Below are 11,662 nucleotides of genomic sequence, written 5' to 3'. Positions count from 1 at the left end.
CTGCCCGCCGGCACCGTCTGGGTCCACTGCGGCTCCGGCTACCGCGCCACCGCCGCAGCCTCCCTACTCGCCAACGCCGGCCGCCAGGCCGTCGTCATCAACGACACGTTCGACCAGGCCGAGACCGCCGGCGTCGCCATGGCCCACCAGAGCTGATCCCCGCGAGCCGTTCGACTCCGCCTCCCGTTGCCCCTCCGTTCGCGGGGACACGACGTGGGAGCGCTCGCCGAAGCCGGTACGGTCACCAATGGCGGAGGTGTGGCCGCCGGAGGAGGGACACAGTGGACAGCAGCGCCTGGGACACCCGGTACGCCAGCACGCCGGGTCTGGTCTGGAGCGCCGAGCCGAACCGGTTCGTGGTCGAGTCGGTCACCCGGCTCACTCCCGGCGCAGCGCTGGACCTCGCCGCCGGCGAGGGGCGCAACGCGGTGTGGCTGGCCGAGCAGGGCTGGCGGGTGACCGCGGTGGACTTCTCGCCGGTCGCCGTCGCCCGGGGACGCGAGCTGGCCGCCGGCCGGGACGTTCCGGTCGAGTGGCGGGTCGCCGACGTCACGGCGTACCGGCCGGTGCCGGGCAGCTACGACCTGGTGCTGATCAGCTACCTGCACCTGCCCGCCGCCGACCTCGCCGGGGTGCTGGCCGCGGCCCGCCAGGCCCTGCGCCCCGGCGGCAGCCTCGTCGTGGTCGGCCACGACCTGGCGAACCTGACCGGCGGCACCGGCGGGCCGCAGGACCCCGCCGTCCTGCTCACCCCGGAGGCGGTGGTCGACGGGCTCGCCGGGCTGCACATCCGGCGCGCCGAGACGGCCCGCCGCCCGGTGCCCACCACCGACGGCGGCACCGTCGACGCGCTCGACACGGTCGTCGTGGCCACCCGGCCCGCCGACTGACCCCCGGCCGGGACGGGGGTGCACGGATAAGGTCCGGGCTGCCGGCGCCCGGCTCACGGACGCAGGATCAGCCGGATCGGGTTGCCCTCCTTCTCGTGCACCCGTCGCACCGCCTCGGGCGCGTCCGCCAGCGGCAGCACGTCGCTGACCGACGCGGACAGGTCGAGCCGGCCCAGCCCGGTGAGCGTCACCAACTGCGCCACGTGCTCGGCCTCGGAGCCGTAGTGGCCGAGCACCGCCTGCCGGTTGTAGGTGAACCGGCTGTCCGACGGGATGCTGATCGGCTGGTTGGCGATGCCCGCGAGCACCAGCCGGCCGTGCCGGCCGAGCACCGTCATGGCCTGCTCCCGGACCGCGTTGACGCCGGCGAAGTCGAACGCCACGTCGAGCCCCCGGGTGCCGACCAGTTCGAGCACCGCGTCCTTGAAGCCGTCGTCCGCCGGGTCGATGGCCAGGTCCGCGCCGAGGGCGAGCGCCCGGTCCCGGGCCGCCGGCAGCGGGTCCACCGCGATGACCGGGGCCGCGCCGACCAGCAGCAGCAACTGGACCGCGTGCGCGCCGAGGCCACCGACACCCCACACGGCGGCCGCCTCCGCCGGCCGGACCCGGCCGGTCTCGGTCACCGCCGCCCACGGCGTGGAGACCGCGTCGGGGATGATGCAGGCCTGCTCGAACGAGATCAGATCGGGGACGGGGACCAGGGTGTCCTCCCGGGCCAACGCGTATTCGGCCCAGCCGCCGTCGTAGTCGACGCCGCGGGTGAGCACGAGCCCGAACCGGTCCCGCTCCCCCGCCTGGAGCAGCACCCGCTGGCCCGGCTCCCAGCCCCGTACCCCCTCACCGAGCGCGTCCACCGTCCCGGCCACCTCGTGGCCGAGGGTCACCACGTCCCCCGCCAGATAGAGCGGGGTCAGGGTCCCGTCGATGAGGTGCACGTCCGACAGGCACACCCCGGCCGCGGCGACCCGGATCCGCACCTGGCCGCGCCCCGGCTCGGGCACCGGCACCGATTCCATCCGCAGCGCCCGCTCGGCCACGTGCAGCCGTCCGGCCAGCATCTCCGCCACGCTCGCTCCCCTCTCCGGCGTCCTCGACCCCACCAGCCGCGCCACGCTGGAGTCGTCGGCGGCGTACCCGTCGCCGGCCCGGCGATGCCGACAGACGCGGAAAAACGGCGGCCCCGCGCATAACCGCGGGCCGCGGGGCGGCCGGCCGGTAGCATCCGGTCACGGACCGGCGGAGAGGACACCCGTGGGCACACGCTTCGAGGAACTGGCCTGGCGGGAGACGCCGATCGGCGAGATCAGCCTGCGCCGGCGCCGCGACCCGTCGCTCGACGTCGACGTGTACGAGGTGAAGCTCGACGACGAGTTCCTGATGTCCAGCCTCTTCCCGGTCGCGGAGATCGAACTCGCCCGCCTCGGGCTGGCCCCGCTGGCCGCCGGGGACCTGGACGTGGTGGTGGGCGGGCTCGGCCTCGGCTACACGGCGCGCACCGCGCTGGAGGATCCCCGGGTGCGCTCGCTGCTGGTGGTCGAGGCGATCGAGGACGTGATCGACTGGCACCGGCGGGACCTGCTGCCGTTCGCCGCCGGGCTGGCCGCCGACCCGCGTACCCGGTTCGTCCGGGCGGACTTCTTCGCGGCGGTCGCGAGCGGCGCCGGGTTCGACCCGGAGGCCCCGGAGCGGCGGTTCCACGCGGTGCTGCTCGACGTGGACCACTCGCCCCGCCAGGTGCTGCACCCCAGCCACGCCGACTTCTACACGGTGGAGGGGCTGCGCCGGCTCGCCGCGCTGCTGCACCCGGAGGGGGTGTTCGCGCTCTGGTCGAACGACCCGCCCGACCCGGCGTTCCAGCGGACGCTGACCGAGGTGTTCCCGACGTCGGTCGCGCACGTCGTCCGCTTCCCCAACCCGTTGCAGGGCCGGGAGGCCGCGAACACCGTGTACGTGGCCCGGCACTGACCGGGCCCGGGCAGGCATGGCGGGAGCCGGAGCGGGAAAGCGGGCGGCCCACCGTACCCCCGGGAGGGTGACATGCGGGCGTTGCTCTGGACCGTCGGCGTCGTGGCCGGCGTGCTCATCCTGCTCGGGCTGCTCCTGGAGGCAGCCCGCTGGCTGATCATCATCGGCGCCATCGCGGTGGTCGTCCTCCTCGTGCTGGCCTTCGTGCGGGGCCGCCGGGTGGTGCAGCGCGAGGGCGCCCCACGCCGTTGACGCGATGCCGTGTGACGAAGTCAGCAACTTACGCCGGCGTAGGTTACCGGGTGGTTAAGTTAGGCTGAGGACCGTCATCCGGCAGCGAGGAGACGGTGATGGACGCGACCGCGGAGCGGCCCTGGACGCGCAGCTACGCCCCCGGCGTACCGGCCGAGATCGCGGAGCCGACCGGCTCGCTCGTGGACCTGCTCACCGACGCCGCCCGCCGCTTCGGCCCCCGGGTGGCGCTGGACTTCTACGGCGCCACCACCACCTACGCCGACCTTGCCGACCAGGTCGCCCGAGCGGCCGAGGCGCTGCGTCGGCTCGGTGTCGGCCCCGGCGACCGGGTGGCGCTGGTGCTGCCGAACTGCCCGCAGCACGTGGTCGCCTTCTACGCGGTGCTGCGCCTCGGCGCGGTGGTGGTCGAGCACAACCCCCTCTACACCGCCGACGAGCTGGCCCATCAGCTCACCGACCACGGCGCCCGGGTCGCGGTGGTCTGGGACAAGGTCGCCCCGCTGGTCGCCGGCCGGGGCGCGGTGGAGACGGTGCTGGCCGTCGACCTGACCGGGGCGCTGCCCCGGCTCAAGCGCTGGGCACTGCGGCTGCCGCTGCCCAAGGTCCGCGCCGCGAGGGCCGCGATGACCGCCCCGGCCCCCGGCACGCTCTCCTGGTCGGCGCTGGTCGCCGACGCCGCCCCGCTGGCCGCCGACCACCCCGCGCCCCGGCCCGCCGACACCGCGCTGCTCCAGTACACCGGCGGCACCACGGGCGTACCGAAGGGCGCCGTCCTGACCCACCGCAACCTGCGGGCCAACGCCGCGCAGGGCCGCGCCTGGGTGCCCGGCCTGCGCGACGGCGCGGAGACCGTGTACGCCGTGCTGCCGCTGTTCCACGCGTACGGGCTGACCCTCTGCCTGACCTTCTCCGTGAGCATCGGGGCCACCCTGGTGCTCTTCCCCCGCTTCGACGTCGACCAGGTGCTCGACGCGGCGCGCCGTCGCCCGCCGACCTTCCTGCCCGCCGTCCCGCCGATCTACGCGCGGCTCGCCACCGCGGCCCGGGAACGCGGCGTCGACCTCACCTCCGTCCGGTACGCCATCTCCGGCGCCATGGCGCTCCCGCCGGCCACCGTGCAGCTGTGGGAGTCGGTGACCGGCGGCCTGCTCGTCGAGGGCTACGGGATGACCGAGACCTCCCCCATCACCCTGGGCAACCCGGTCGCCCCGACCCGCCGGCCGGGCACGGTCGGGGTGCCGTTCCCCTCCACCGAGGTGCGCCTCGTCGACCCGGAGGACCCGACCCGGGACCGCGCCCCCGGCGAGGCCGGCGAGCTGCTGGTCCGCGGCCCGCAGGTGTTCTCCGGCTACTGGAACCGCCCCGAGGAGACGGCCCGCGTGCTGCTGCCCGGCGGCTGGCTGCGTACCGGGGACGTGGTCACCATGGACGCCGACGGCTTCGTCACCGTGGTCGACCGGATCAAGGAGCTGATCATCACGGGCGGGTTCAACGTCTACCCGTCCGAGGTGGAGGAGGCGCTGCGCCGCGTTCCCGGCGTCCGCGAGGCCGCCGCGGTCGGCCTGCCCACGGCGGACGGCGAGGAGGTGGTGGCCGCCGTGGTGCTCGACCCGGGAGTGGGCGCGGACTGTGAGTCGGTCCGCTCGGCCTGCCGGCGGCACCTCGCCGGCTACAAGGTGCCCCGCCGGGTGGTGGTGGTCGACGACCTGCCCCGCTCGCAGATCGGCAAGGTCCTCCGCCGCGAGGTCCGCGACCGCCTGCTCGCCGAGGGCTGACCCACCGCCCTCAGGCCGTCAGGACTCTGCCGGCCGGGTGAGGACGGCGCGCCTGCCGTGTTCCGCGGCCAGGATGGCGACGCTCAGCTCGGTCACGAACTCCCGGACCTCGTCGCCCCGGCCCGGATCGGTGTCCGAACCGGACCCGTACCACCAGTCGCGTGCCCAGACGATGAGGTCCGCCCACCGGGGACGGTCGGCGACGGACCGGTCGGCGGCCCCCCGCTTGGACAGTTGGCTGCCGTGCTGGAGGCGCTGCCAGGCCCGGCAGAGGGTGAGCACCGCGTAGGACTGGGCCCCGGGAGTGGTCATCCGGGTCACCCAGGTCGGCCAGTCGCGGACGTGGTCCAGCAGAGCCGAGCGGACGAGGTAGGCGTCGACCGCGGGCAGCAGCTCCCCGGCCGGCGGTCCCAGCAGGCGGCGGCCGTGGTCGTGGACCGCGGACCAGGTCACGACGCGGTGCCTGGTGGCGGGGAGCAGGTGCAGCGACTCACCGGGGCTGACCCGGGCGATGACATGGTCGTGACCGGTGCGCCCGCGCGCGGCGTCGCGCACGGCGTCCAGGGACACGTACTCCACCTCGATCCTGCCGGCCCACCGCGGGTGCCGCCGGTCGAGGTCCGCGTGCAGGCCGGCGAGCACGTCGAGGAGGCTCTCGTCCGGGTCGGCGCCCAGCACGGCGAGCAGATCAAGGTCGCTGCGGTCCGCCGCGAAGTCGCCGGCGACCAGCGAGCCGTGCAGGTAGAGGCCCAGGAGCCTGCCGGCGAGGGCGGCGCTCCACGCGTCACGAAGATCTGACAGGACCATCTCGGGCGTCGCCACCGGCTCATCCTCCGCCGCCGGCCGCCGCTCCGCCACCGGGTAAACGCCCGCGGCCCTGACCTCCGACACGGTCCGCGTCCACAGGGGCAGGTACGCCGGTCAGGTGCCGGCCATCGGTGCCACGGCGAACAAGGGCGGTGCCGGATCGGCTGCCCGGATCGCGGTGACGATCCCGGTCAGTTGCTGGTAGCCGCCGCCGGCCGCCCTGATGAGGGCGTCCGCGTCGGCGTGGTTGCCGAGGTGACACTCGGCGACGGCCCGCAGGAGAAACGCGATTCCGCGCAGGTCCGGCGGGTCGACACCCGGCCGGATGTCGACAAGCAGCGACCGCGCCTGCTCCGGCCGGTGGTTCAGCAGGTGAGCCAGGCTCATGGCGACCCGAGCGGACAACAGGTGCGGCTGCACGTGGAAGGCGATCTGAGCCAGCTCCGAGATCTCCAGCACCTCTCGGCGTTCCACCGGCGAGCCGTGCACCACCGCGGCGTACAGGTACGACAACCCGAACTGGACGGTGAGCACCTGCCCGATCGCGGCCGCGGCCACGGGATCGGTGCTGTCGGCGCGAGCCAGCGCCGCGAGCCGCTCGGCTTCGGCGATGAAGTCCGCCGCCGACTGCGCGCGTCCCGCGCTCCAGCGCTGCTGGAAGGCGGCGAGCGCGACTCGGGGGTCCTCGCCGTCGACAACAGGAGGGCCGAGCGGACGGTTGATCGCTCGCAACGCCCTGCTCATCTCCTCCTGGTAGTAGGCCACCCGCAGCCCCGCGCGCGTGGCGGTCGGCGCCGAGAGCCACCGGAGCAGGTTGCGGCCGTCACTGCGGGGCGACGTCCCGGGGATGAGATTGACCAGCCCGAGCAGCGCCGCGACAAGCGCCGCCCCGAGCAGTGCGAGGCGTGTCAAGGGCGTGCTCGTCGACGCCCCCGCGGCGGCGAGCGCCGTCGCAGCGCACAGGTTCGCCATCGGGCCACCGAGGTAGAACAGCACCATCCGCAGCGGCAACGCGGTCGCCGACGGGTCCGGCCGGACCGCCACCTCGTTCCGCCGCCCGGTGAAGGGTGCGACACGGACCGCGACGACCGGCAGACGCAGCAGCTTCGCCGCGACGAAGTGTCCGCACTCGTGCAGGACGATGTGGACCCACAACGACAGGCAGGTGAAACCGACGGCGGCGATCGCACCCGTCACGGACTCGGTGACGAGCAGCGCGAACGCCACCGCCTCCAGCACCAGGAGGACGGACGCGGCGACCAGCCGCCGGCGGGAGGAGATCACCGGCAGATGGTACGGCCGGACGAGGAAAGTCCTCTGCCCCGATCACGGGTGGCACGACAACCCGGGTGCGGGCGTCGACGGACTGGTGTTGACTCTGCCGGTGGATCGTCAACGGATCAGCAGCATCGCGCACACGCGCCACCCGATCGCGGCCCCGATCTTCGGTGTGAACCTCAACCGGCTCCTGCGCCGAGCGGGCCGCCAGCCGACGGCTCGTGTCCTCGACCTCGGCTGCGGGGAGGGAGCCTGGGCGCTGCAGGCCCTCGCCCACTACCCCGACGGGCACGCGGACGGCGTGGACATCGACGCGTACGCCCTCGAACGCGCCGCCGGCGCCGCCGCCGCCCGCGACCTCGCCGACCGGCTCACGCTGCACGAGCGCGACGCCCGGACGTACGTGCCCGACGGCGACTACGACCTGGTGCTGTGCGTCGGATCGACCCACGCGTTCGGCGGGTTCGGCCCGACGCTGGAGCTGGCCGGCCGGCACGTGAACCGCGACGGCGTCCTGATGGTCGGTGAGGGATTCTGGCAGGTGCCGCCGACTCCGGGGGCACTCGCGGCGCTCGACGCGAAGCCGGAGGAGTTCACCGACCTCGCCGGCCTGGTCGACGCCGCCGAGCAGGCCGGCTGGACGCCGGTGTACGCCCATGTCAGCGACGCCGCCGAGTGGGACGACTACGAATGGTCCTGGGTGGGCTCACTCACCGAGTGGGCGCTGGACAACCCCGGCCATCCGGACGCCGCCGAGGTGCTCACCGTCGCCCGGGAGCACCGCGACCAGTGGTTGCGCGGGTACCGCGACGTCCTGGGCTTCGTGACGCTGGCGCTCCGCCGCACCTGACCCGTGGTGCGGTCTTCGCCGATCAGCCGGCGAGCTTCGCAAAGAGTTCGTTCGGCGTGTCGTAGTACCTCGTCGTCCGGTCGACGTGCGTCATGCCGAGCCGCCGGCAGACGGCCTGGGAGGCACGGTTGTCCGGATCCGTGACCGCGATGACCCTCGTCAGACCCCGACTGAACGCGTCGTCCAGGACCGCCGCCGCTGCTTCGGTGGCGTAGCCGTGCCCCCAGGCGTCCGGATGGAGGTGCCAGCCGATCTCGACATCGGTCGGCCCGCCTGCCGGTTCCCCGGCCGACAGGGAAATCGGCTTGAGCAGGAAGTTTCCCACCAGCCGGCCGTCCGCCGCTGCGGTGATGGCCCAGATCCCGTGGATGGGATCGTCGACGGCGCATCGGCGTGCGATCGAGGCGAGGGCGTCCTCGCGGTTGTTCATGATCGTGGGCCGCGCGCCCAGGAATCGCACGACCTCCCAGCGCGACTCGAGATCCAGAAGGAAGTCGGCGTCCTCATCGCGCCAGGGGCGCAGCAGGAGGCGGTCGCTCGCGATGGTGCGCACGCGACTCAATCTAGCCAGCGCCGAGCAACGCGCCTCAACCCGGTTTCCCTCGCACGCATCTGGCCGCTGAGTCAGCCGAGACCGCGGTGAGCGGCCCACAGCGCACCGGCGCGGCTGGCCGCCCCGTCGACCAGGGCCACCAGCTCGGGACGCTCGGGCACGGGGAACGAGACGTAGGTGCCGCGGCCGCCGGCGGTCGGCCGGCCGTAGGCCTTCGCCGCGAGGCGCCCGTCGGGCAGGAGCCGGACGTTGAGCGTGGTCAGCGTGAACTCCTCACCGCGTCGGGTGTCGGTCCAGCGGAGCCCCTCGGGGATCGTGACGTTGATGGCCAGGGCGCTGACCTCGAGGGGGACGTCGCTGCTCATGGGCGCATGTTCTCACGTAGGCCGTCACACGGGACGCGGTGCTCACCACCGCTCCACGAGGTGTTCGCGGCCCGGCGGCGGCTCGTACGGTTCGGGCCAGTGGTCGACGATCCGGCTGATCGGTCCACGCTCGGACATCTCCAGCCAGACACACGCGTCCTGCTGCTCGACGCCCACCCGGACGTCGAGCCAGAGGGCGGCCGAGCGGCCGTCCGCGACCAGCCGCCGCACCCGCAGGTGCCAGTCCCCGGGGTATTCGGCGTTGAACCGCAGGAACGCCTCCCTGCCGCGGATGCGCTCCCGGGTCTGGGGCATCTCGTAGACCACGTCGTCGGTGAGCAGGCCGGCCAACCCGGGCCAGTCGCGGCGTTCCAGACGATCGACGTAGTCCTGGGCGGTCTGTCGGGTCATGGCGGTGTCGCTCACGGCGCGGACCCTAGCGTCCGGCACCGACATCCTCTGGATTTGCCGAAACAGCAAGAAAGTTTGTCGTACTTCGGGACGTTCCGGATGCTGGGGGCACGGACGTCAACGAGCCCTGCGGCCTGATCCCCGCCGGGCACCGAAAGGAAGTCATGTCGTGAGCGGACACGGACACCACCTCACCGAGGAGGAGGCCGCCGCCATCTTCGAGCCGCCGGCCTGGGACGAGCGGTACTCGGGTGCGGAGAAGATCTGGAGCGGGAACCCCAATCCGCATCTCGTCGCCGAGGTGGCCGGGCTGACGCCGGGCACCGCGCTCGACGTCGGCTGCGGCGAGGGGGGCGACGTGATCTGGCTGGCCCGGCAGGGCTGGCGGGTGACCGGCGCCGACTTCTCCGCCAACGGCCTGGCCCGCGCCGCCCGGCACGCCGAGGAGGCCGGGGTCGCCGACCGCACCGACTGGTGGCAGGTCGACGCCCGGACCTTCAGGGCGGGCGGCCGGTCCTACGACCTGGTCACCAGCCACTTCCTGCACCCGCCGGACGGCGGGATGGTGGAGGTGACCCGCCGGCTGGCCGAGGCCGTGGCGCCCGGCGGGCACCTGCTGGTCGTCGGCCATGCGCCGCACGAGGCGTTCAGCCACCTGTCCGCGAGCCAGAGTCGGGCCATGTTCGTCGCGGAGGAGTTGCTGCCCGGCCTGCCGGACAACTTCGAGGCCCTCGTGGTCGAGCAGCGGCCGCGGACGGTGACGCGCGACGGCGTGACGGTCGACATCCACGACTCCACGCTGCTCGCCCGCCGCACGTCCTGATCGCCGCTCCGGAGACTGCACTACTCCCGAGCCGATACCGGAAGTTTCAGGGGGAGGCTGCCGCACGATCCCGTCCTCCTTCCCTCACGGCACGTGACAGGCCCTCCGCAGGAAGTCAGGGGAACTGCTGACAGGAGGAGAAACTCACCCTCACGTGGCCCCGAATCGGGTTTTCGGAAGTGTTCCGGAAGTTGTTGTTTCCACGGTGTTGCCGTGCCAGCATGACGTGGCATCGAAGCCCATCGTTCATCGGTTCGGAGGTCATCGTGGCAACGAGTTCTCCCGTCCACTCCCCTGGCTCCCCGCGGAGCCGCTCGTTACGGGTGCGGCTGCTCATCAGCGGCACCGTCGCCGCCGTCGCGGCACTCGGTGTGGTCATGGTGATCCCGAACGCCAACGCCGCGGCGAGCACCCTGGGCGCGGCGGCCGCGCAGTCGGGCCGGTACTTCGGCACGGCGATCGCCGCCGGGCGGCTCGGTGACTCGACGTACACCACGATCGCCGGGCGCGAGTTCAACATGGTGACCGCCGAGAACGAGATGAAGCCGGACGCGACGGAGCCCCAGCGGGGCCAGTTCAACTTCAGCTCCGGTGACCAGATCTACAACTGGGCGACCCAGCGCGGCATGAAGGTCCGCGGCCACACCCTCGCGTGGCACGCACAGCAGCCGGGCTGGATGCAGAGCCTCAGCGGCAGCAGCCTGCGCCAGGCGATGATCGATCACATCAACGGCGTGATGGCCCACTACAAGGGCAAACTCGCCGCCTGGGACGTGGTCAACGAGGCGTTCAACGAGGACGGCAGCCGCCGGCAGTCCAACCTGCAGGGCACCGGCAACGACTGGATCGAGGTCGCCTTCCGCACCGCCCGCACCGCCGACCCGTCGGTCAAGCTCTGCTACAACGACTACAACATCGAGAACTGGTCCTACGGCAAGACGCAGGGCGTCTACCGCATGATCCAGGACTTCAAGTCCCGCGGCGTGCCGATCGACTGCGTAGGCCTGCAGACCCACTTCACCGGCGGCAGCTCGCTGCCCAGCAACTTCCAGACCACCCTGTCCAGCTTCGCGGCCCTGGGCGTGGACGTGGCCCTGACCGAGGTCGACGTCACCAACGCCTCCACCACGCAGTACGCCGGGCTGACCCAGGCCTGCATGAACGTGCCCCGCTGCATCGGCATCACCGTCTGGGGCGTACGCGACAGCGACTCCTGGCGCTCCAGCGAGAGCCCCCTGCTCTTCGACGGCGGCGGCAACAAGAAGGCCGCCTACACCTCGGTGCTCAACGCCCTCAACGCCGCCGGCCCGACGGCCACGTCCTCGCCGACCCCGACGGGTGGCACCGGCTCCCCGTCGCCCACGGTCACGCCGGGCGGGGCGAAGCGGATCGTCGGCGCCCAGTCGGGCAGGTGCGTCGACGTGCCGAACGCGTCACGCACCAACGGCACGCGGGTCCAGCTCTACGACTGCAACGGCCAGATCAACCAGGCGTGGACCCTCACGTCGAGCCGGCAGCTGACCGTGTACGGCAGCATGTGCCTGGACGCGGCCGGCTCCGGCAACGCCTCGGCGGTGCAGATCTACAGCTGCAACGGGCAGGCCAACCAGCAGTGGAACGTCAACAGCAACGGCACCATCACCGGTGTGCAGTCCGGACGCTGCCTCGACGTGTGCCGCCCGATCGGGGA

General features: G+C 73.0%; 13 protein-coding genes and 1 pseudogene. 8 read left to right on the top strand and 6 right to left on the bottom strand.

Annotated elements, in window-relative coordinates:
- Together FXF50_RS28840 and FXF50_RS28835 are read left to right on the top strand one after the other, a co-directional pair.
- Positions 1 to 156, top strand: a pseudogene (locus FXF50_RS28840) (MBL fold metallo-hydrolase); the annotation flags it as partial.
- A gap of 125 nt (positions 157 to 281) precedes the next feature.
- The gene (locus tag FXF50_RS28835; protein WP_148432081.1) at positions 282 to 890 is read left to right on the top strand and encodes a class I SAM-dependent methyltransferase; all 609 of its coding nucleotides are present in this window, start codon (positions 282 to 284) and stop codon (positions 888 to 890) included.
- Between the two features lie 53 nt (positions 891 to 943).
- On the opposite strand, the gene FXF50_RS28830 is transcribed toward FXF50_RS28835, so the two are convergent.
- Positions 944 to 1,948 carry a zinc-binding dehydrogenase gene (locus tag FXF50_RS28830; RefSeq protein ID WP_222866122.1) on the bottom strand — a complete coding sequence of 335 codons (1,005 nt, stop codon included), beginning with the start codon at positions 1,946 to 1,948 and terminating at the stop codon, positions 944 to 946.
- A gap of 193 nt (positions 1,949 to 2,141) precedes the next feature.
- Between FXF50_RS28830 and FXF50_RS28825 the strand changes: the two genes are divergently transcribed.
- The 3 genes from FXF50_RS28825 (at position 2,142) to FXF50_RS28815 (ending at position 4,885) form a co-directional block, all read left to right on the top strand.
- Entirely contained in the window at positions 2,142 to 2,855 is a 714-nt protein-coding gene (locus FXF50_RS28825) for a spermidine synthase (protein ID WP_148432079.1), read from the top strand.
- 72 nt (positions 2,856 to 2,927) lie between these two features.
- Positions 2,928 to 3,107 carry a hypothetical protein gene (locus FXF50_RS28820; protein WP_148432078.1) on the top strand — a complete coding sequence of 60 codons (180 nt, stop codon included), beginning with the start codon at positions 2,928 to 2,930 and terminating at the stop codon, positions 3,105 to 3,107.
- Between the two features lie 95 nt (positions 3,108 to 3,202).
- Complete coding sequence (locus tag FXF50_RS28815) at positions 3,203 to 4,885, top strand: long-chain-fatty-acid--CoA ligase (RefSeq protein WP_255510247.1); 1,683 nt, start codon at positions 3,203 to 3,205, stop codon at positions 4,883 to 4,885.
- 18 nt (positions 4,886 to 4,903) lie between these two features.
- Here FXF50_RS28815 and FXF50_RS28810 read toward each other — a convergent pair whose 3' ends face one another.
- Positions 4,904 to 5,707: an aminoglycoside adenylyltransferase domain-containing protein gene (locus FXF50_RS28810; RefSeq protein WP_148432076.1), complete on the bottom strand. Its 804-nt coding sequence runs from the start codon at positions 5,705 to 5,707 to the stop codon at positions 4,904 to 4,906.
- Positions 5,708 to 5,806: 99 nt separating this feature from the next.
- The gene (locus tag FXF50_RS28805; RefSeq protein ID WP_255510246.1) at positions 5,807 to 6,976 is read right to left on the bottom strand and encodes a hypothetical protein; all 1,170 of its coding nucleotides are present in this window, start codon (positions 6,974 to 6,976) and stop codon (positions 5,807 to 5,809) included.
- A 100-nt stretch (positions 6,977 to 7,076) separates the two neighbouring features.
- Here FXF50_RS28805 and FXF50_RS28800 point away from each other — a divergent pair, with 100 nt between their 5' ends.
- The gene (locus tag FXF50_RS28800) at positions 7,077 to 7,820 is read left to right on the top strand and encodes a cyclopropane-fatty-acyl-phospholipid synthase family protein (RefSeq protein WP_148432075.1); all 744 of its coding nucleotides are present in this window, start codon (positions 7,077 to 7,079) and stop codon (positions 7,818 to 7,820) included.
- A gap of 22 nt (positions 7,821 to 7,842) precedes the next feature.
- Here FXF50_RS28800 and FXF50_RS28795 read toward each other — a convergent pair whose 3' ends face one another.
- The 3 genes from FXF50_RS28795 to FXF50_RS28785 form a co-directional block, all read right to left on the bottom strand.
- A complete protein-coding gene (locus FXF50_RS28795) occupies positions 7,843 to 8,373 on the bottom strand; it encodes a GNAT family N-acetyltransferase (protein WP_148432074.1) in 531 nt (176 codons plus the stop codon).
- A 71-nt stretch (positions 8,374 to 8,444) separates the two neighbouring features.
- Positions 8,445 to 8,738, bottom strand: a complete 294-nt coding sequence (locus tag FXF50_RS28790) for a hypothetical protein (RefSeq protein ID WP_148432073.1) — start codon at positions 8,736 to 8,738, stop codon at positions 8,445 to 8,447.
- A gap of 42 nt (positions 8,739 to 8,780) precedes the next feature.
- A complete protein-coding gene (locus tag FXF50_RS28785) occupies positions 8,781 to 9,194 on the bottom strand; it encodes a nuclear transport factor 2 family protein (RefSeq protein WP_148432072.1) in 414 nt (137 codons plus the stop codon).
- Positions 9,195 to 9,318: 124 nt separating this feature from the next.
- On the opposite strand from FXF50_RS28785, the gene FXF50_RS28780 reads away from it, so the two are divergent.
- Both FXF50_RS28780 and FXF50_RS28775 read left to right on the top strand, forming a co-directional pair.
- On the top strand, positions 9,319 to 9,972 hold the full coding sequence (locus FXF50_RS28780) for a cyclopropane-fatty-acyl-phospholipid synthase family protein (protein WP_255510244.1): 654 nt from the start codon (positions 9,319 to 9,321) through the stop codon (positions 9,970 to 9,972).
- Positions 9,973 to 10,193: 221 nt separating this feature from the next.
- A partial coding sequence (locus FXF50_RS28775) for an endo-1,4-beta-xylanase (protein ID WP_370464174.1) occupies positions 10,194 to 11,662 on the top strand: 1,469 nt, incomplete at its 3' end.

It is taken from the genome of Micromonospora sp. AP08 (genome assembly GCF_008085935.1).
Taxonomy (GTDB): Bacteria; Actinomycetota; Actinomycetes; order Mycobacteriales; family Micromonosporaceae; genus Micromonospora; species Micromonospora chersina.
Note: the sequence above shows the minus strand (reverse complement) of the source record. Positions and strands in the feature narration are given on the sequence as shown.